At 54.8% G+C, this 19,418-nt stretch carries 16 protein-coding genes, 1 tRNA gene and 1 pseudogene; 4 read left to right on the forward strand and 14 right to left on the reverse strand.

What is annotated here, in order from left to right; translation table 11 throughout:
* Positions 1-31 precede the first annotated feature (31 nt).
* Positions 32-1,198: a glutamine-hydrolyzing carbamoyl-phosphate synthase small subunit gene (gene carA / locus AC2FEE_RS01580; protein WP_496862632.1), complete on the reverse strand. Its 1,167-nt coding sequence runs from the start codon at positions 1,196-1,198 to the stop codon at positions 32-34.
* A gap of 183 nt (positions 1,199-1,381) precedes the next feature.
* Between carA and AC2FEE_RS01585 the strand changes: the two genes are divergently transcribed.
* On the forward strand, positions 1,382-1,867 hold the full coding sequence (locus tag AC2FEE_RS01585) for a GatB/YqeY domain-containing protein (protein ID WP_496862598.1): 486 nt from the start codon (positions 1,382-1,384) through the stop codon (positions 1,865-1,867).
* Between the two features lie 25 nt (positions 1,868-1,892).
* On the opposite strand, the gene AC2FEE_RS01590 is transcribed toward AC2FEE_RS01585, so the two are convergent.
* The 3 genes from AC2FEE_RS01590 to ctaD form a co-directional block, all read right to left on the reverse strand.
* Entirely contained in the window at positions 1,893-2,384 is a 492-nt protein-coding gene (locus AC2FEE_RS01590) for a DUF2244 domain-containing protein (protein ID WP_496862599.1), read from the reverse strand.
* Positions 2,385-2,428: 44 nt separating this feature from the next.
* Entirely contained in the window at positions 2,429-3,028 is a 600-nt protein-coding gene (locus tag AC2FEE_RS01595; protein WP_496862600.1) for a 2-hydroxychromene-2-carboxylate isomerase, read from the reverse strand.
* Positions 3,029-3,626: 598 nt separating this feature from the next.
* Positions 3,627-5,285: a cytochrome c oxidase subunit I gene (gene ctaD / locus AC2FEE_RS01600; protein WP_496862601.1), complete on the reverse strand. Its 1,659-nt coding sequence runs from the start codon at positions 5,283-5,285 to the stop codon at positions 3,627-3,629.
* Between the two features lie 304 nt (positions 5,286-5,589).
* On the opposite strand from ctaD, the gene AC2FEE_RS01605 reads away from it, so the two are divergent.
* Positions 5,590-6,009, forward strand: coding sequence for an HIT family protein (locus AC2FEE_RS01605; protein WP_496862602.1), 420 nt, complete (start codon positions 5,590-5,592; stop codon positions 6,007-6,009).
* Here the strand turns inward: AC2FEE_RS01605 and AC2FEE_RS01610 are convergent, their stop codons facing one another.
* Together AC2FEE_RS01610 and AC2FEE_RS01615 are read right to left on the reverse strand one after the other, a co-directional pair.
* Entirely contained in the window at positions 6,010-6,294 is a 285-nt protein-coding gene (locus AC2FEE_RS01610; RefSeq protein ID WP_496862603.1) for a MerR family DNA-binding protein, read from the reverse strand.
* 30 nt (positions 6,295-6,324) lie between these two features.
* On the reverse strand, positions 6,325-6,555 hold the full coding sequence (locus AC2FEE_RS01615) for a MerR family DNA-binding transcriptional regulator (protein ID WP_496862604.1): 231 nt from the start codon (positions 6,553-6,555) through the stop codon (positions 6,325-6,327).
* Between AC2FEE_RS01615 and AC2FEE_RS01620 the strand changes: the two genes are divergently transcribed.
* The gene (locus tag AC2FEE_RS01620; RefSeq protein ID WP_496862606.1) at positions 6,517-7,461 is read left to right on the forward strand and encodes a cation diffusion facilitator family transporter; all 945 of its coding nucleotides are present in this window, start codon (positions 6,517-6,519) and stop codon (positions 7,459-7,461) included. The genes AC2FEE_RS01615 and AC2FEE_RS01620 overlap by 39 nt on opposite strands.
* A gap of 287 nt (positions 7,462-7,748) precedes the next feature.
* Here AC2FEE_RS01620 and lipB read toward each other — a convergent pair whose 3' ends face one another.
* Together lipB and AC2FEE_RS01630 are read right to left on the reverse strand one after the other, a co-directional pair.
* Positions 7,749-8,405 carry a lipoyl(octanoyl) transferase LipB gene (gene lipB, locus AC2FEE_RS01625; protein WP_496862608.1) on the reverse strand — a complete coding sequence of 219 codons (657 nt, stop codon included), beginning with the start codon at positions 8,403-8,405 and terminating at the stop codon, positions 7,749-7,751.
* A 39-nt stretch (positions 8,406-8,444) separates the two neighbouring features.
* Positions 8,445-9,104 carry a DsbA family oxidoreductase gene (locus AC2FEE_RS01630; RefSeq protein WP_496862610.1) on the reverse strand — a complete coding sequence of 220 codons (660 nt, stop codon included), beginning with the start codon at positions 9,102-9,104 and terminating at the stop codon, positions 8,445-8,447.
* A gap of 142 nt (positions 9,105-9,246) precedes the next feature.
* Here AC2FEE_RS01630 and AC2FEE_RS01635 point away from each other — a divergent pair.
* Positions 9,247-9,333: transfer RNA gene (locus AC2FEE_RS01635), tRNA-Leu, on the forward strand.
* A 290-nt stretch (positions 9,334-9,623) separates the two neighbouring features.
* Here the strand turns inward: AC2FEE_RS01635 and AC2FEE_RS01640 are convergent.
* The 6 genes and pseudogenes from AC2FEE_RS01640 to AC2FEE_RS01665 all read right to left on the reverse strand — a co-directional run.
* Positions 9,624-12,611, reverse strand: coding sequence for a type III restriction-modification system endonuclease (locus AC2FEE_RS01640; protein WP_496862612.1), 2,988 nt, complete (start codon positions 12,609-12,611; stop codon positions 9,624-9,626).
* 15 nt (positions 12,612-12,626) lie between these two features.
* On the reverse strand, positions 12,627-14,528 hold the full coding sequence (locus AC2FEE_RS01645) for a site-specific DNA-methyltransferase (protein WP_496862613.1): 1,902 nt from the start codon (positions 14,526-14,528) through the stop codon (positions 12,627-12,629).
* A gap of 11 nt (positions 14,529-14,539) precedes the next feature.
* Positions 14,540-15,322 (reverse strand): DUF4391 domain-containing protein, encoded by a 783-nt coding sequence (locus tag AC2FEE_RS01650; protein WP_496862615.1) that lies wholly within the window; start codon positions 15,320-15,322, stop codon positions 14,540-14,542.
* A complete protein-coding gene (locus AC2FEE_RS01655; protein WP_496862616.1) occupies positions 15,319-18,537 on the reverse strand; it encodes a helicase-related protein in 3,219 nt (1,072 codons plus the stop codon). The genes AC2FEE_RS01650 and AC2FEE_RS01655 overlap by 4 nt, the downstream gene beginning before the upstream one ends.
* A complete protein-coding gene (gene mads1 / locus AC2FEE_RS01660; protein WP_480449972.1) occupies positions 18,537-18,725 on the reverse strand; it encodes a methylation-associated defense system helix-turn-helix domain-containing protein MAD1 in 189 nt (62 codons plus the stop codon). Before mads1 ends, AC2FEE_RS01655 begins: the two co-directional genes overlap by 1 nt.
* Positions 18,726-18,840: 115 nt before the next feature.
* Positions 18,841-19,320 (reverse strand): annotated as a pseudogene (locus tag AC2FEE_RS01665) (AAA family ATPase); the annotation flags it as partial.
* Between the last annotated feature and the right edge of the window lie 98 nt (positions 19,321-19,418).

Raw genomic sequence — 19,418 nt, forward strand, 5'->3', positions numbered from 1 at the left:
ACAGCGGGTTAACCCTGATCATATTACTGTTTCAGGCGGTTGCTTTCTTGTCCGCCATCGCGTGGGCAAAGCGTTCGAACAGATAGAAACTGTCCTGCGGGCCGGGCGAGGCCTCGGGGTGGTACTGCACCGAATAGACCGGGCGGTCGGTCATGCGGATGCCGCAGTTGGACCCGTCAAACAGCGACCGGTGGGTCTCAACCACGCCTTCGGGCAGAGACTGCGCGTCTACTGCAAAACCGTGGTTCATAGAGGTGATTTCGACCTTGCCGGTCTCCATGTCCTTGACCGGGTGGTTCGCGCCATGGTGGCCGTGGTTCATCTTGACGGTCTGACCGCCCAAAGCCAGCGCCAGCATCTGGTGGCCCAGGCAGATGCCAAAGACGGGCAAGTCGGTGGTGTCCAGCACCTCTTTGATCATCGGGACGGCGTATTCACCAGTGGCCGCCGGATCGCCGGGTCCGTTGGACAGAAAGACGCCATCAGGATTGTGGGCCAGAACTTCGGCGGCAGTCGCAGTAGCGGGCAGCACGGTTACGTCACAACCAGCCGAGGCGAGGCAGCGCAGAATGTTGCGCTTGGCGCCAAAATCGACGGCAACCACCTTGTGCGCCGGGGCTTCCTGACGGGTATAGCCATCGGGCCAAGCCCAGCGCATCTCATCCCAGCGATAGCTTTGGGCGCAGGTGACCTCTTTGGCCAGATCCATGCCCTCGAGCCCAGCAAAGCCACGTGCGGCGCCAATCAATGCCTCAATGTCGAAATTGCCTTCGGGGTCATGGGCCAAAGCCACATGCGGCGCGCCTTGCTGACGGATGGCGCGGGTCAGGCGGCGGGTATCCACACCGCCGATCGCGATCCGACCACGGCGGGCCAGCCAGGTTTTCAGCTCTTCGGCCGAGCGCCAGTTGGATGGCTCGGTCGGGTCCCATTTGACAACCATCCCGGCGGCAACCGGGTCACCGGTTTCGTCATCCTCGGGGTTCACGCCGACATTGCCGATATGGGGGAAAGTGAAGGTCACGATCTGTCCGGCATAAGACGGATCTGTCATGATTTCCTGATAGCCTGTCATGGCGGTGTTAAAGCACAGCTCGGCCACGGTCTGACCGGTGGCGCCGAAGCCCATCCCGTAGAACAGTGTACCGTCGGCCAATGCCAGACATGCGGTGGGCTTGGACGGGGCGTTCTCGGCCATCGGACGACTCTCCTGCTGGGTAAATCGGCGCATAACTAAGGGGGTTGCGGCGCTGGGTCAAGTCTGTTCAATTTTTGCGCTATTGTGGAAAATCAATGAGTTAGCTATATTCACTTCTGGTTGTGTCGCGCTTTTTGTTTCGATATGGTCGGGGTTCCTTTTCCATGGGGATGGACAGATCATATGGATATGCGATCAAGGGTGAACTCTGCCCTGAAGCAAGCAATGAAAGACAAAGATGCCGAGCGTCTGTCGACGCTGCGGTTGATTAACGCTGCAATCAAAGACCGCGATATCGCTTCGCGGGCCTCCGACAACGAAGAAGCCAAGGGATGCGGCGATACCGAGGTTCTTGAAATCCTTGGAAAAATGACCAAGCAACGCAAGGAAAGCGCCCGCGCCTATGAAGAGGGCGGACGCCTGGATCTGGCCGAGCGGGAACTGCGCGAGGTTGAGGTTATCGAGGAATTCCTGCCCAAGCAGTTGGATGATGATGAGGTCTCCAAAGCCATCCAGACGGCGATCACCGCGACAGGAGCAGGATCGATCCGCGATATGGGCAAGGTCATGGGCGAGCTTAAGACCCGCTATACCGGCCAGATGGATTTCGGCAAGGTCGGTCCGATGGTCAAGGATCACCTCTGCGCTGCGTCGAACGGCGGCTGCTGACAACCTTCGAAATCTGAAGCTGCAATTACTGCGCGACCGGTTCGCGCAGTTTTTCTGTCAGGTCTTCGTATAGCGCGATACGTTCGTCCTCGGACAGGAACGCCCCGATTTCCACTTCGCGTCCGTCTCCGGTCAGCGTTACGTAGTTTGGAACGGGCCCGCCGCGTTTGTGCATTTCGGGTCGGGCCCAATAGCGGTTGCAGGTCCATTCTTGCTGACCCCTGCGCGGGTCATGGTGGATCAGATGCGCCTTTGTGCCGGTCAGAGTCAGAACCTCAAACACACTGCGGGCGCGATAGTTGCTCTGGATGGCCAACCACAAGCCCAGAACGGTCAGCAGCAGAAAGGGCAGCAGTCCCCAGAGTATGACCGACCCCAGCACCGCCAGCAGGGGAATAAGCCCGAACAGAAACACCGACAGGATCACGATCATCGCTCCACGGCGTGGCAGCGAGTTATGCGGCCAAAGGCGCAGCTCCTGTTCGGTTTCAGAGGTATGTTTCCATCGGTAGGGCATGGCGAACAACTAGCGCAATGCAGTTGCTTATCGAAGTGAAATGATTAGGCCACATGTCCGACGCGCACCCATGACAGCGCATCGTCCAGCCGGTCATCGCCCCAGAAAACCTCGCCGCGGACAACAAGGCTGGGGGCGCCGAACACCCCCAGTTTTGCGGCATGTTCAGTTTCGGCCTCAAGTGCTGCCACAGTATCGGGGCTGCGAGCGCGGGCCAGCACCAGCCTTGGGTCCTGCTGACACCTGTGCAACGCTTCGGTGATGGCAGTTTCACTGCCTGCTTCGACATTCTCTTCGAACCAGATGCGATACAGCGTCTGGGTGAAGTTCTTGCCCCAACCGTCGCCCATGCCCAGCAAGGCGACCTGATTGGTCAGCGCCAGGTCCGAGATCGGGTAGGGCGCGGGCAACTTGGCGTGAATGTGATACTTTGCGGCCCGACGCTCGATATCCCGCCACATATATGCGGACTTCACCGGTTTGCCTGAAAATGGAATATTCTGCTGGTCCTTCATTACGCTGCGCACATTGAACGGCCGCCATCTGACTGAGACCTCATGCTCATCGCACCAGTCGTCCAGACGCATGATTGTCAGGAAACTGTATGTACTGCCAATGGAATACCAAAAATCAATTTCGGGCATGTGATCACTCCGATCCCAGAGTTTCAATTCGTATCATATCCTAAAACGGTCGATTTTTCGAACTTTGCTTGAAATGCGGGACCGGCCAGAGTGAAGTTGCGTTTTTTAAAGCAGTGCTATTTGGACGGCTTACGTGAGTGGAGGCGGACCACCGTAGCCGGTCGTCTGGGGCATATCGATCTCGATTGCCTAACACAGTGCCGAGACTGGTACGTCAGTGACGTCCCCTTCAAACGGGTCTTCCATCGACGCGCTGACCCTAGGCAGCCGTAAACCGAGCCAGCCGATTCAACAGAGCCATGTGCCAAAACGTGTTGATTTGCCTCTGTTGTGCCTTTTCCGATAACCGTCTGGCCTGGAGATTTAGAAGGCACGCGGCGCGATTGGCCTTGCCCTCCAATCAGGGCAAATCGGACTCAACTGGTGGTTCTGCCAGCTTTAAGGCATCTGTATTTCCGCAGGTGCGTCATGAAACCCAATATCTGAATACTGTTCACTGGACACCGAATGTGTCTACGCAGCTGCAGGCCAAACGGGGAGAACAAACAAAAAAAACCCCGCACGAGGCGGGGCTTTTTGTGTTTTCCGAACGGCGGGATCAGTGCGCGTGGCCTTTGTCCCAGTCTTCCTGCTTGGGCAGCTGCTCGAACGTGTGTTCGGGCGGCGGCGAGGGCAGGGTCCATTCCAGCGTGTCCGCGTATTCGTTCCAGGGGTTCGGACGTGTCTCGCGTGCGCCACGCAGCAGCGCGTAGATCACGATGCCGAAGAACAGCAGGAACGAGGCGAATGAGATGAAAGCACCAATCGACGACACGAAGTTCCACTGAGCGAACGCCTCGGGGTAGTCGATGTAACGGCGCGGCATGCCCTGACGGCCCAGGAAGTGCTGCGGGAAGAAGGTCAGGTTGGCGCCGATGAAGAACATCCAGAAATGAACCTTGCCCCAGAACTCCGAGTACTGACGACCTGTCATCTTTGAGAAGTAGAAGTAGACACCGGCGAAGATCGCAAAGACGGCACCCAGCGACATCACATAGTGGAAGTGCGCAACCACATAGTAGGTGTCGTGATAGGCGCGGTCGATGCCGGCCTGCGACAGTACAACCCCGGTCACACCACCAACGGTGAACAGGAACAGGAAGCCGAAGGCAAACAGCATGGGTGTCTTAAACTCGATGGAGCCGCCCCACATGGTCGCGATCCACGAGAAGACCTTAACGCCGGTCGGAACTGCGATGACCATTGTTGCCAGCATGAAGTAGGCCTGCTGACGCAGCGACATACCGACTGTGTACATGTGATGCGCCCACACGACAAAGCCCAGAACACCAATCGCGATGATCGCCCAAACCATCGGCAGGTAACCAAAGATCGGCTTGCGTGCGAAGGTCGCGATCACGTGGCTGATGATACCGAAACCGGGCAGGATCACGATGTACACTTCCGGATGGCCAAAGAACCAAAGGATGTGTTGATACAGGATCGGATCGCCACCACCGGCAGGATCAAAGAAGGTAAAGCCGAAGTTGCGGTCCATCAGCAGCATGGTGATCGCGCCCGCCAGAACCGGCAGCGACAGCAGAATCAGCCACGAGGTGACGAAGATTGACCAGCTGAACAGCGGCACTTTGAACAGGGTCATGCCGGGGGCACGCATGTTCAGGAAGGTGGTGATCATGTTGATCGCGCCGAGGATCGAGGAGGCGCCCGATACGTGCACGGCGAAGATCGCAAGGTCCATGGACATGCCGCCCTCGGTCGTCGACAGCGGCGGGTACAGAACCCAGCCCACGCCCGAACCGGCTTGGTCATTGCCGCCCGGCGCCAGCAGCGACGCAACACCCAGCGAGGTACCGGCGACGTACAGCCAGAAGGACAGGTTGTTCATCCGCGGGAACGCCATATCCGGCGCACCGATCTGCAACGGCATGAAATAGTTGCCAAATCCGCCAAACAGGGCAGGGATGACAACGAAGAACATCATCAGAACACCGTGATAGGTGATCATTACGTTCCACAGATGTCCGTTGGGGGTACATGGGTCGGCCATGAAGCCTTCCAGGCACATGTACTGAACACCGGGGTGCATCAGTTCGAGCCGCATGTAGACGGTCATCAGAACCGAGATCAGACCGGCAAGTGCCGAGACGACCAGGTAGAGAATCCCGATGTCCTTGTGGTTGGTCGACATGAACCAGCGCTGAAAAAAGCTGCGCTGGTCTTCATGGCCGTGACCATGAATGGCTGCGTCTGCCATTATAGGTGCCTCCTGTTGCAACTGACCGCGCAGCCGAACCTCTCCGGCGCGCGGTATTACTGCTGGTTTTAGAATGCGAAAGAGGCGCCTTCAATGGCCGAGTTTGATCTGGATCAAGATTAATTGTCGCGGGTTGGAGGAAAACCCGCGAATACTTGGCCGTGAATAGGGCATATCTGGCGATTGCTTCCGTTATTTCAAGGGGCCGTGAACGTCCATTCGCGCGGCGCGGCAGAGTTCCGCCTTGACCCAAAGGGGTGAGGGCCGCAGAACTAAGCTCAATACCCGAATTCGGAGACTTGATATGGCCGCCTACGATCCCGACAACATCTTCGCCAAGATACTGCGCGGAGAAATCCCTTCGACCCGAGTGTATGAGGATGACGATACACTGGCCTTTATGGATATCATGCCGCGATCGGACGGGCATCTGCTGGTGATCCCGAAAACGCCCTGCCGAAACCTGCTGGACGCATCGGCTGAGCAACTGGCTGCCGTGACTTCAACCACTCAGAAACTGGCGAAAGCGGCGATCAAGGCACTTGACGCTGACGGAGTCACCGTCCAGCAATTCAACGAGGCCGCAGGCGGGCAGGAGGTTTTTCACCTGCATGTCCACATCCTGCCGCGTCATGAAGGTGTATCGCTGCGTGCCCCGGGTCAGATGGGTGATTTCGATCTGATCGCTCAGCATGCGGAAAAGATCAAAGCAGCCCTGGCCTGATCAGCCCTTACGATCATGTGGCCCCAAACAAGCGCTGTGGTCGCCAAAAGTGTGGAGCACAGCGCACACATGATCGTGCCCTCCATCACAGGCCGAGGCTATGCGAGATAACTCCGCCTCAAGCCTACGCAATTGGTCGATACGCGCGCGTATGTCTTCAAGTTGCCGTTCGGCAATCTCATGCGCACGGTTCAGATCAGTGCCTTGGGCGCCCTCCAGTGACAGCAATGCCTCGATATCGGTCAAGTGCAAACCAAAGTCTCGCCCATGGCGAATGAACTGCAACCGTTTTAGCGCGGCATCGTCATAACGGCGTTAGTTTCCGGCCGTTCTTTCCGGCTGTGGTATCAACCCTTTGTTTTCGTAGAACCGGATTGTGGGCACCTTGACACCGGTTCGACGTGAAAGCTCTCCGATTGAGTGCATTTTTGTGCGCTCATCTCTTGAACCTCTAGTGACTAGAGGAATTACATAGGCTGTGTAGCCAAAACAAGGAACAAAGGCACCATGGCACACGATCACGGCCACGAGGGACACACCCATCATCACATTGACCCTGACGCGGGTGATTTGCGTATCGCAGGAGCGATAGCGGTGAACATGCTGCTAACTTTGGCGCAAGTCATTGGTGGCATTCTTTCGGGGTCTCTGGCGCTTGTCGCAGACGCGCTACACAATTTCTCGGACGCAATCGCCCTGATCATCGCGTTCTTCGCGCGCAAGATTGCCCGACGCCCCGCTGATCCGCGTATGAGCTTTGGCTATGGTCGCGCTGAGGTGGTGGCGGCACTGGTCAACTACACCACACTGATCGTTCTGTCGGTGTATCTGCTGTACGAAGGCGTGATGCGGTTTTTCCAGCCCGAGCCTGTCAACGGGTGGATGGTCGTCTGGATCGCGGCGCTTGCTCTGGTCGTCGACCTCATCACTGCGGCGCTGACATACACGATGTCCAAAGACAGTATGAACGTACGTGCCGCCTTTATCCACAATGTGGCCGACGCGTTGGGGCCGGTTGCAGTCATAGTCGCCGGAGCCGCGGTAATCCTGTTTGAATGGACATGGGTCGACCCAGCAGTGACGATCCTGATCTCGGTTTACATCCTGTGGCACGTCAAATCCGAGATCGGGGAAACCATCCGAGTGCTGATGCTGGGCGCACCGCCTGATCTGACGCCCGAGGATGTGGCCTCCGCTATAGAAGAAACAGAGGGTGTGGCTGGCGTCCACCATATCCATTTGTGGAGCATGCAGGAGCAGGAACCGGCGCTGACTGCGCATCTTGAGATCGACGCCCTGAGCTGGACGGACGCGGAAACCATAAGGCTAATAGTGAAAGACACTCTGAAGGCGCGGTTTGGAATTGGGCATGTCACGTTGGAGTTGGAGCGCGCCGACCAAATGCGTGCGACATTGCCCCGATTTGGGCATGACAATTTGCAAGGGCCCTGAAAAGGAATTGCCGTTCCGATTTGGGGTCGGAACGGCAGACTCGTAACCAAACACTTTACCGAATTCCCAGTTTCCCGAGATCACCGGTTTAACACACCACTCACTCTAGAACGGTAAGGATAGCATAGCCGTTAACGCGCGACTTGTATTCCTCGGAGTGAGCTTTCATCCAATTAAACTCAAAACTTTTAGGCAAATTGGTGAATTGCGCATAGGTTCGGAAACAAAAAAACCAGAGGCGAGAGATTGTTAATCCCTATATCGACCAACAGCGATTCGAATCCGGATCAGGCTTCGACAGGTTGAAAGCAATCCGAAAACGTTTTCTGCAATGCGATATCGACATCTTCCATCGTTACAGGCAAGCCAAGATCGACCAGTGACGTGACCCCGTGCTCGGTGATGCCGCAGGGAACGATGCCCGAGAAATGGTCGAGCTCCGGTTCGACATTGATGGAAATGCCGTGAAAACTGACCCATTTGCGCAGCCGCAGACCGATGGCGGCGATCTTGTCTTCGGCGGGTTGACCGGTGGCGGTCAGAGGTTTGTCATGCCGGCGCACCCAGACTCCGACGCGGCCGTCGCGGATTTCACCCTGTACATTGAACTCCGCCAGTGCGGCGATCACCCAGTTTTCAAGTTTTTTGACAAAGCCCCGCACGTCTTTGCCGCGCTTGTTCAGGTCCAGCATGACATAGGCAACGCGCTGACCGGGGCCATGATAGGTGTATTCCCCACCGCGTTTGGCCTCATACACCGGGAAGCGGTCAGGGTCGGTCAGGTCTTCGATTCGGGCCGAGGTTCCTGCGGTGTACAGCGGCGGATGTTCCAGCAACCACACGCATTCGTCCGCTTCGCCCGCAGCGATTGCAGCCACCCGCGCCTCCATGAAGGCAACAGCTTCGGTGTAGTCGGTTAACCCGTCGGTAATCTTCCATTCCATGGCGGTTCCATATCGCGCAGATGTGACAAGGGAAAGAGGTCAGGCAGCCTCGGCCAGGCAACGTTGCAGAATCTCGGCGTAGGTGTCCGTGCCCTGCGCCCCGGATACAAGGTATTTTCCGCCAAACACCATCGACGGAACGCCCGAGATACCCTTGCTGGTCCAAAACTCCTGCTTTTGGCGGACTGCGGCGGCATGCGCACCAGATTCAAGCGCGGATCGCGCGGCGTCAGCATCCAGCCCGGCACCCGCAACCGCACCCAGCAGGACATCTAACTTCGAGACGTCCATCCGGTCAGTGAAATATGCTTGGAACAACGCCAGTTTCAGCGGATGTTGACGGCCCTGGGTTTCAGCCCAGTCCAGCAATTGGTGCGCCGCAAAGGTATTCACCATTCTGCTGTCATCGTCGAAGTTGAACGCAAACCCCAGCTCTGCGCCCAGCTGTTTCAATCGATCCCGGGCCTGCTGGCTCTGCTCGGCAGTCGTTCCGTACTTCTCCATGATGTGCTCGCGCAGGCTCTGGCCTTCGGGCGGCATCGTGGGGTTCAGTTCGAACGGATGCCACCTCAGGCGTGCTAGCACGTTCTCCTGTTTCAGAGCCACGTCAAGCTGTCGAAAACCAACAATACACCAAGGGCAGACGACGTCGGAAACAATGTCAATCTGAACGACGGGTCGGGGATCGGTGGTGGTCATGTCCGCGCTCCTGACGGTGTGATGGCGATACTGTGCAGCAAAAGGTATGGGCGCAGGAAGGGAATTCAAACCGGCGTGTTTTTTGCCTCTTCACATCTCGATCTTCAGCGTCTATACGCCCCTCTACCAAGTCACTGGCAGTGCGGTCGTGGCGGAATTGGTAGACGCGCAGCGTTGAGGTCGCTGTGGGGTAACACCCGTGGAAGTTCGAGTCTTCTCGACCGCACCAGCAAAATAAAAATTACCATTAAAAAACAATCGCATATACAATACGCCTGCGATTCAACCCACCTTTTCATCCACCCTAACGATTACATGGTTAGTCTTGGGTTCTCATTCGTAACAGTTTGCGAAGCATCATCGAAGTCTGCCGAGTCAATAAGTGCTTCTGACCAGTTTCATAAGCTAAGCCGCGAGATAACGGGTGCGCCCTTGGTGTGGTGACACCGCGCATATCTACGATGTTGAGGGTGGATCAGGGGCTTAGCGCAGCCCCTTGAAATTCGCTGTTGTCGGCGCTTAAACGTGCTTGAGCATGTCTTCAACCGAAGTTGATTTGATGTATTGAGCAGGGGCGTCGCCTTCGGCCAGCACGGCAAAATGCCTTTCGCCGCACTTGATCTTCGCCCCTTCTTTGTGGCGAAGATCATCCCACCATCCACTGCCCTTTGTTTCTACAACAAAGAACAGCTTTTCTTGCCCATCATCTTCAACTAATACAGCCCAGTCTGGGTTATAAGTTCCGAGCGGCGTAGGGATTTTGAACCAGGGCGGGAGCTTCGCATAAACCTTTACTGCTTCGTTGGCTTCAAGGTCTTCCGCGAACCTCTTTTCGACGCCCGCCGAGTCATAGACGACATGCTGATAGACCGATTTCTGCGTCTCCAGCGTGTTCTTAAGATAGCCTGTCAGCTCCTCTTGTTTGAACAGCTTTTGAGCATAGAAATGGTCAGCGCCGATACGCTGATAACGAATGCCGTCCACTAGCGCGAGGCGCTTCGCGCGGTTGATTGCTTCCTCGGCTATGTCGATGAACTCCTGCGGGTTCTTTTTGAAGTCGTGCAAACGCCGACTATTCGTCAGGATTTCGACCAAACTTTTGCGCGTGAGATGCGTCTTGTCCTGAAGGTCCGTAAGCAGATCGGGCAGCTCGATATCGCTCTCATTGATCGTCGTAAATATCGATGTGTCGCCTTCGTTTGCCTGCACCCCACCTTTTCCGATGGCAATGTCCGCCTTTCGGAAGCGAGCCCGTGTCTTCGTGATGGGTGGAGCGTCCCGAATTGCCGTCGCGCAATCCTCGATAAGTTTTGGATTGTCAAAGTCCACGCGGTACGTGGTCTTGTGCTTTATCCGATCCCAAAGCTGCTTGAATTCGTCACTCTCCAAAACCGCCTCGCGGGTACGGATGGTCACGCGCTCATCGGCGTTCTTGATTTCCAGCTTGCCCGCGAGTTTACGCAGAATGTCCTTGATATCCGCCTCTTGTTCTCCGAATTCATCGGGAAGCGCTAGCGCGTCTTCCTTTAATGCCGTTCGCAGGGTGTCCAGCACCTTGCCACGACTATCCAAGTATCCTTCGCCCTCCAGGAAGTCCCATATCGCCTCCGACTTTTCCACGCCGAGCGGCGCAGTCGTTCCATCATCGGAAGTCACGGCGATGTTGGCGAACTGGTGTTTTTCCACCACGCCAAAGCGGATGCCCGTGTCAGCTTCGATCTCCTTCTGAAGGTTTTCTGCGAACTGCTCATAGCTTTCCGTTGCGATGACGGTCAGAGTGTTCACATCGAAGCCGCGCAGGCGGTTGCCTTCCTGGTTAACGCAGAGACGCAACCCTCGGCCGAGCGTTTGCCGCCGTTCGCGCTCCGAACCCATGTCGCGCAGGGCGCAAATCTGAAAAACGTTCGGGTTGTCCCAGCCTTCCTTCAAAGCGGAGTGGGAGAAGATAAACTTGAGCTTCGAGTCAAAGCTCAGCAGCTTCTCCTTATCCTTCATAATCAGGTTATAAGCGCGTTCGGCGTTGTCGCGGTTCGTCTGGTTGTTCTCAGCCGTTTCCGTCCAGCCGCCCTTCTTGTCGATGGAAAAGTAGCCGTTGTGGACTTCATCCGCCTCGATATCGAGATCGACCTTCTCGAAGAGAGTCTGGTACGTTTCGCTCTTGGCGAGTTTGCAGTACTCCTCCTCGAATATCAGGGCGTACTTGCCCTTCACGATGTTCCCGTCCTCGTCGTACTGGCGGTAGAATTCCACGCTGTCGATGAAGAACAAGCTTAGCACCTTCACATCGCGCTTTTGCGCGGCGAAACGCATCTCCTTGTCCAGATGCTCTTTGATGGTGCGGCGTATCATCAGTCGCTTGAGGTCATCAGGATTCACGCCGCCGACTTCTTCGCCTGGGTGAAGGGTGACTTCGCCGCCTGGCATGCTCAGCTCCATCGACTCGTTGCCCTTACCGCATTTGATCGTGCCGATGCGAAAGTTCTCGTAGATCGCGCGACCTGTCTCTTGCTCCAGATCATCGCCGTCTTCGACCGTCAGAATGTCACGTCGCACGTTGCCGCCGCGCATGAAGTCCGCTTCGATCTTCGCGCTGATCGAGCCGCCTCGGTTGTGGGTCGAGAGTAGCTTCACGAAGGGCTTGTTGTGCCCTCCCTCAACTTCGAGCGAAGCAACTTCAATCTGTTTGACCAGTTCCCGCTCATAGGCATCCACAGCGTCCAGGCGGTAAACCATGTGGTGCTTGTCCACATGGGTTGCAGAATATCGCAACGTGCAGAGCGGGTTCATGTCATTCAGGGCTTCTTTGCCTTTGCCCTTTAAGCCGCCGTCCACACTTTGCGGTTCGTCCACGATGATGATCGGGTGAGTGGCGCGAACGAGGTCAATGGGCTTTTCGCCGCCCGTTTTCTCGCTGTCCTTGTAGAGGTTGTTCACATCCTTCTTGTTGATCGCCCCGACTGTGGCGACCATGATTTGAATGTTTGGGCTCGTCGCGAAGTTCCGCACCTGGCCGAGCTTAGTCGAGTCATACAGAAAGTACTCGTACCCTTTGGCGATGGGGTACAAGTTCTCGAAGTGGTCACGGGTGATCTGGAGCGTTTTGTAAACGCCTTCTTTGATTGCGACGGACGGCACGACAATCACAAATTTCGTGAAGCCATAGCGCTTGTTCAGTTCGAAGATTGTGCGCAAATAGACATAAGTTTTTCCTGTGCCTGTCTCCATCTCAACCGTGAAGTCGCCGCTCGTCAGGGACTCTGACGGGCGCAGACCGTTGCGAAGTTGGATGGTGCGCAGGTTCTCAAGGATTTCGTCATCCAGCAGCTCCAGGCGGTTGCCAATACCAAGTTCGCTCTCGGTGATACCGAAGGAACCTTGCCCCGTGTCATCGGGACGGTAGGTAACAGTAAACTCCGTGCGGTTGATGTCTTGGCCTTGGAATAAGTCCACGACCGAACCAATCGCCGCGTGCTGATAGTCCAGATTATCTTCAAAATGCAGTTTCATGTGCGCCCTCCGAACTTAAAGACTGCGCACATGAGCGATGCCGTTCTGTTCCAGAATGGCGGTCATATTGGTCTTGGCGATGTCATCGGCAAAGGCGCTGTCGCGAAAGACAACCTGCGTGTCCGACGCGGGCTCAAGTTCCTTGTGCCAAGTAGTAATACCTTGCGCCAAGGGCTCGATTGAGTCCTTGTCGATGTCGGTATCTAGGCAGGCGAAGAGCACACCGAACCCGATGCTATAGACTAACTTGCCCGCGATTTCTTTCTCTTCAATTGGGACGGTCAGATCGACACCGCGCTTAATTAGCAATTCATACAATACGTCTTGCTCGCTCCTGCCTTCGACCAGGTGTTCGGCGTGGTCAAGTAAGCTTTTTTCCAAGTCAGTCGTATCGGGATTCCACGCTCGAATATTGCTGCTGTCCAGCTTGAATAGTTTGAAGCCGAGATCACCTTCGAAGTCTGGGTTCTCCTCCTGAATCTTTTTCGCTGCGCGTCTAATCCTCTCTTTCGATATCTCAGCGATGGTATGGTAGCCCTCCGAATACGCTTCAGTGTCACTTTCAGTTTTTTCAGGAAGTTGAACCATAATGAATCTTCTACTGCCATTGTCCGCAGCATTTAGGGACATCACTGCATGGGCAGTTGCAGAAGAACCCGCAAAAAAATCAATTATTATATCTTCTTCAGACGCATTCGGGGCAATTTGAATGCAACGCTCGATCATAGGGACTGGCTTCGGAAAGTCGAAGACTTTCTTCCCATCGAAGAGGGCGCGAACATCTCGTGCAGCTTTCTTGTTGCCATCCAGATCATTCCAAAGTGGCGACGGTCTCTTGGTTCGCCCTTCCAGGTAATACTTTACATACGGCCACCAAATTTCTTCATCACCACGCTTAGTCTTTTTCCAAAGGATGAAGTCATCCGATAAAAGCCTCTCATATGTTTTTTTCTCGAACCTCCAGCAGCTTTCATATCCAGCAGGCGCAATTGGAAAGACGTCATTTCCATCTGGGTCTTGCACAGCGTAATAAAGCTTGGGGCGATCCGAGCGCCTATCATTCGAACCAGTCTTTCTCATTTGATCGTAGGCGAATTTGCCTCGATCATCTTCATTGTCGAAGCGCTTGATGTCCTTTGCGGTCAAAGGGAGCCCGCTCAAGTCAAACTCCGCATTCTTTGAATAAACGAGCAGGTAGTCGAAGGAACTTCCCAGACCGCCACTATCTTGACCAGTCGTCTGTCCTGTGGCTCTACAAACAGACCCCAGAAAATTTTCTTCTCCGAATATCTCGTCGAGGATATTCTTGAGGTTGGAAAGTTCATTGTCATCAATTGATACAAATAGGACGCCATCATCGCAAAGGAGGTTCTTCGCAAGCTTTATCCTCGGATACATCATACACATCCAATTGGTGTGTTTTCGCCCTCCCGTTTCGGTATTACTCGAAAATTTTGCTCCGCCGGCATCCACCTGACCTGTGTATTTTAGGTAGGTGTCTAGGTTGTCTTGGAATTTGTCCGGATAAATAAATTCGTTGCCCGTATTGTAAGGCGGATCAATATATATAGTCTTCACTTTTCCTGCGTAGCTCTTCTGCAAGAGCTTAAGCACTTCTAGATTATCACCTTCAATGAATAGGTTTTGGGTTTCCCTCCAGTCGGTGCTTTCTGCGGGGCAAGGGCGTAGGGTTCCAGTTGATGGTGTGAGGGCGATCTGGCGGGCTTTTTTCTTCCCATGCCAGTTCAGACCGTATTTTTCCTCAGTTTCTGCAAGATGATCACCGAGTAACTGGCGCAGCGTTTCAAAATTGATACCGTCCTCGGTGAAGGTATCAGGAAAGATCGCCTTCAGCGCTTCGATGTTCTCTTCGACGACGTTCAGACTTTCGCCGTCCTCTTGTTTCAATGCGTCCATTGCTCGCTTCCTCACAATTCGTTGCGAGCCGCTTCGATGCGGTCGCTCAGTTGTTTGATCTTGGTGTTCAGGTTTACCTGAGTGCCAAGGTTTTTCTCTTTCTTCAGCTTATTGCGAAGTTCGCTCCGTTCCTGATGAAATTTCTCAATCTGCCGCAATGCTGTCAGGCGCTCCATCTTGCTCTTTGGCGCTTCTTCCGCTTCAGCTTGCAGTGCGTAGCGTCCCGAATGGACGGCACAGTTCAGGGCAAGCACCCGTGCGATGGCGTCCTGATAAAAGTCATAAAGGTTGCGGTAGCTAAATTTCGTAACACAGAAATCGGACAGAAACGCCGCCTGCGGCGCAAGTGGCGCAGCCAGATCTATCCAGCCCGTGTCATAGCTGGCTTCCGTCACGATCTTGTTCGCATCGGCACGGCTGATCCGTTTGTCGGCGGCAGTGATCGCCAGCCGCGAACCGCAGACGAAAACGATCAACAGGGGGTAGGGGATGGCCTTTTGAATCACCGAGGCAATCCGAGTGTGGCGATCTGCGGCAGTTAGCATCACCTGCAAGATCGCGACCTCAAGATACTCGTGAGCGTTGTCTTCAAGCTTTGGGATGTTGATCGTTGAAGGCTTGATCGTGTAGCTCCATTCGATGCTGTCGATGTCTTCGACAAAGGCCTTCTTGTCAGTCGCTCCAAGCTGTCCGTGCTCATAAAACTGCTTCTTGAACAGGCGCTTGCCGAGGTGGCAAGTCTCTGGCACAGCCAGATTTTCGTGGAACTGATCGATGGTGTGAATTTCCGTCATGGTGTGTTCACTACCATGTAGCTGACCACCTCGAAGTCCTCCATGCCCTGGAAGCTATCTTTGGTGAGGTTCGTGCCGCCACGCGAGAACAAACTTTCGACGCCTTTTTCTTCAGCCTTGCCGACCACGCTTGCGACGGCAGCCTCAAGCAAGGCGCGGTAGTGGCTCATGTCGCGCCCGTTCTTCGTCGTGGCGTTCATGCGGGCGACGGCCTCTGGATCCACAAAGCGCTTGCCGAGGCCGTGCTTCTTCAAGACATCGAGCACCTTCTTCGATTGCGTGAAGGTGAAGCTCACCTGCCCGTCATCGCTCACATAGGTGAGGTAGTAGGGTGCAAGCGCGTAGCCATCATCGTTGCTGACGGGCTTGCCCACATTCTTCAGGCAAAAGATCACGCCCGCAGGCAGGCCTTCCAGCCTGAGCGCATGGTCAAGTGTCGCGGCTGCGAAGAGACCTGTTGGGGCGCTTTCCAGCACGTCCAGGTTCTCTTTCATGAAGGCCGACAAATCCATGCGGAAGTCGTTGAGCGTCAGATCGGCAATCGATACGCCGCCCGACATATCTTCAAGGTCAACGACAGTCTTTTGGAGTTGTTCGAGTTGCTTGCGCCGATACTCCAAATCTTTCATCTGGCCTGCGCTATCCTGCTCGATGACGTTCTCTTCACCCGTGGCTGAGATGTCGAGCAGCACCATACGACCGCTCACTCGCGCTTCCAGGTTGATGTACTCATCCAGCTCCATATTCGGCCAGAAGTTGGCGAGCTGAATGACTTCGTTCTTCGAGCCTAGACGGTCGATTCGACCGAAGCGCTGGATAATCCGCACGGGGTTCCAGTGGATGTCATAGTTGATGAGATAGTCGCAGTCCTGAAGGTTCTGGCCTTCAGAGATACAGTCCGTAGCGATAAGTAAGTCGATCTCTTCCGTCGCTCCTTTATCAATCTTCGACCGCTCCTTTGAGACGGGCGAGAAGGACGCAAGCAGACTGTCGAAGTTTCTGCTTTGCCCTGGCATGTTCGTCTTGTTCGTGCCGCTCCCCGTGATCTGCGCGGCGTTGATGCCGAGCGTATCCCTCGCCCATCCCGCGATGTTTTCGTAAATGTAATTTGCCGTATCGCTGAAGGCTGTAAAAACAATGATTTTGCGGTTGCCTGCGTTGATCGGGTTCTTGCACTTTTCGGCGATCAAGTCGCGCAATCCGTGGAGTTTTGCATCACGGCTCGCGTCGATCTTACGGGCTTCGTCCAGCAACTCGGTGAGCTTGGCGCGGTCTTCCTGCAAATCCTGACGCCAGCGATGTTCGTCCATATCCTTGATGAGCACCTTCACCTTGCGCCCGATCAGGTAGGCGTCGAAATCTGGATCATCGGTTTCTACATCCTCGATTCCAAGTTCTTCGATGTCCTCGGAACTGTGGCGCTCCAGCTTGTCGAGCAGGCTTTCGACCTCGCCGAGCAGTTTCTCCAACGTCAGGCCGAAGGAGTTTATCGAACTTTCCATGCGCTTGAGTAAGTTCACGCGCATCAGGTGGATAAGGCTCTGCTCACGGTCGATCTGGCGGAACACCGACTGACCGCCTTTGACCCTCACATCGTATTTGCGGCTGTACTCTTCCCGCTTGTCTGCCCGCACATATTTTAGCGGCGAGTAGGCGCTTAGGTTTAGCCTTCGGATAGTGCGGTTAATCTCACGCAGCGGCGGGAACTGCCCCTGAGTATCGATGTCAGCCTTTATGTTGATCGGCTGGAGGCGTTCAGGAAACGAGCCGATTTCCGTTACATCGTAGTACTTCTCGATATGCTTTCGCGACCGAGCAATGGTCAGCAGGTCGAGCAGCTTGAAATAGTCAAAGTTCATGCCGTCGAGCAGGGCTTCGACCGTTCTTTCATTCTCCTCCTGGCGCAGCCAGTTGTTGAAGCGTGTCTGCGCCTTTCGCAGTGTTTCCTCAATGCTGCCGATGCCTTGCTCACTATAGGCGCTATCAATGCCTTCTGTGATGAAGGCAACCTGATTCTTCAGGTCATTCATGCGGTTGTTCACGGGCGTTGCCGAGAGCATCAGCACTTTCGTCTTGACGCCCGAGCGGATGATTTCATCCATCAGTCGCGAATAGCGGGTAAGGCCTTCCTTAGCCGAGCTGGAGTTCCGGAAGTTGTGGGATTCATCGATCACCACAAGGTCATAGTTTCCCCAATTTAGCGTTTCGAGATTGATCTCTCCTGACCGGCCTTGCAGGCGGGTCAGATCGGTATGGTTCAAAACATCATAGCTGAAGCGATCTGCCGCGAGCAGGTTGCGCGTGTCGTTGACTGTGTAGACCGTCCAGTTGTCCCGCAGCTTCTTCGGACACAGGACAAGAACGCGGTCATTGCGCAACTCGTAATATTTGATGACCGCCAGCGCTTCGAACGTCTTACCAAGGCCGACGCTGTCCGCGATTATGCAGCCGTTATATTTTTCGAGCTTGTCGATTGCGCCAAGAACACCATCGCGCTGGAACTTGTAGAGCTTGTTCCAAACGATGGTATCCTTGAAACCAGTCTTCGACTTGATGATGTTCTCTTCATCGATATCTTCGAGGAAGTCCTTGAAGATATTGTAGAGGGTCAGGAAGTAGATGAACTCTGGCGTCTGATCAGTGACGAGCCGTTCCAGCCGCTCCAGAAGCAGGGACTTGGCGTCTTCGACGGCATCAGGGTCATTCCAGATCGCCTCGAACCACTCCAGCATTGCTTGAGTGCTTGGCGCGTCTTTCGCGCACATGTTCATGTGGAAACGATTGGAATCCGAGTAACCGAAACCTGTTGAGGTAAACCCCGAACTTCCTTGAATGCCGATGGCATCGCCATCCTTGCTTTGTGCAAGCAAGAGGTTCTGCCCGAATGCGCGAGGGTTCTTCGCAACCTTGATGTCCGCTTTCTCGGAGAGCCATTTGGCGCACTCTTTGGCTATGCGGTTCTGGTCAAGGCGGTTCCGAAACCGTAGTTCGAATTCATCGCCCGCCAGCGCAGCGGTCTTTCCGTCAGCCATATCGTTTGACGGCTCTTGAGCCAGGATAAGGCGAAACACGTCGAGCCCCTTCAACTCACTTCTTAGGGATTCAAAACCGTAGATCGAGAATAGGCCCGAGATCACTGAAAGTCGCGAGCCCGCGTTCAAATGCTCGCGCAGGGCATCTCCGACCTTGCCGTTCTTCTTGTTGTCCAGAATCATTAGTTGTTCGCCCCGCCGTCCTTCATTCGTTCGACAATCCAAGCATCAATCTCTTGCTTTCTAAATCGCCACGCGCCCCCAACCTTGAAGCCTGGGATCTTTCCCTCCGCTGTGAGCCGATAGGCGGTCTTTTCCGTTATCTTCAGATAGGCCGAGACTTCCTTGATCGTCATTATGTCGGTCTGCATGCCTCGCCTCGGAAAAATGGTCGCATAATGAGAAAATACGGAAAGAAACGGGAAGCACAACACTCAGGTGAGTCCCTTGCTCACCCTTATCCGGAGGACGCTCGCGCGGAAGTGCCTACTGTGCGACCGCTTCTGTGACAACTAACGCCTTTGCCCCATCATCGTTGGCTGCGACGGGAAGCGCGACATAATCATCACCCATCATCATCCTGAAGTGCCCGCCGTGGTCGGACTCTTCGAAAATTCTTTGGAACACGTTGAGATAGCGATCAACCTGGCCGGGGTCACAAGCCATATAGAGGTCATCAGTAGCGAAGTGCGATCCGTCATTCACCCACGAGAGCAAGGTGCTACAGATCATCTTGTCCTTGCCGTTGAATCTTTCGATAATGTCTTCAGGTGTTATGCCGCCATAAAATTTGAAGTAGTGTTCAAGGATTCTGCGCATGACGTTCTGTATGGCCGTATCCGAAGGTGGCTTCTGCCTAACTTCTCGCCAGAGCAGTTCGTAGCTTGACTTGATCGGGTTCTCGTCAAATGGCATGAGTTCTGAACGCTGCGATGTTTTGCGCACAACCCAGAATGTCTCATCACTTTTGGCTTTGGCGGCGCTACGTGTCTGCCATCAGCACCCATGGAACAGACTAGGTTGATTGCGTAGCGGAGGATTTCAGGCTCATCGTAACCATCAGA

The organism is Ruegeria sp. YTSC199, from assembly GCF_059609725.1.

Coding starts and splice junctions, on each gene's coding strand:
- AC2FEE_RS01650 (WP_496862615.1), bottom strand. CDS start 15,322: ATGACGGAAATTCACACCATCGATCAGTTCCACGAAAATCTGGCTGTG.
- AC2FEE_RS01655 (WP_496862616.1), bottom strand. CDS start 18,537: ATGATTCTGGACAACAAGAAGAACGGCAAGGTCGGAGATGCCCTGCGC.
- AC2FEE_RS01645 (WP_496862613.1), bottom strand. CDS start 14,528: ATGGACGCATTGAAACAAGAGGACGGCGAAAGTCTGAACGTCGTCGAA.
- AC2FEE_RS01640 (WP_496862612.1), bottom strand. CDS start 12,611: ATGAAACTGCATTTTGAAGATAATCTGGACTATCAGCACGCGGCGATT.
- AC2FEE_RS01620 (WP_496862606.1), top strand. CDS start 6,517: ATGGCACACGATCACGGCCACGAGGGACACACCCATCATCACATTGAC.
- AC2FEE_RS01615 (WP_496862604.1), bottom strand. CDS start 6,555: ATGATGGGTGTGTCCCTCGTGGCCGTGATCGTGTGCCATGGTGCCTTT.
- ctaD (WP_496862601.1), bottom strand. CDS start 5,285: ATGGCAGACGCAGCCATTCATGGTCACGGCCATGAAGACCAGCGCAGC.
- lipB (WP_496862608.1), bottom strand. CDS start 8,405: ATGGAATGGAAGATTACCGACGGGTTAACCGACTACACCGAAGCTGTT.
- AC2FEE_RS01630 (WP_496862610.1), bottom strand. CDS start 9,104: ATGACCACCACCGATCCCCGACCCGTCGTTCAGATTGACATTGTTTCC.
- AC2FEE_RS01595 (WP_496862600.1), bottom strand. CDS start 3,028: ATGCCCGAAATTGATTTTTGGTATTCCATTGGCAGTACATACAGTTTC.
- AC2FEE_RS01605 (WP_496862602.1), top strand. CDS start 5,590: ATGGCCGCCTACGATCCCGACAACATCTTCGCCAAGATACTGCGCGGA.
- AC2FEE_RS01590 (WP_496862599.1), bottom strand. CDS start 2,384: ATGCCCTACCGATGGAAACATACCTCTGAAACCGAACAGGAGCTGCGC.
- AC2FEE_RS01585 (WP_496862598.1), top strand. CDS start 1,382: ATGGATATGCGATCAAGGGTGAACTCTGCCCTGAAGCAAGCAATGAAA.
- carA (WP_496862632.1), bottom strand. CDS start 1,198: ATGGCCGAGAACGCCCCGTCCAAGCCCACCGCATGTCTGGCATTGGCC.
- mads1 (WP_480449972.1), bottom strand. CDS start 18,725: ATGCAGACCGACATAATGACGATCAAGGAAGTCTCGGCCTATCTGAAG.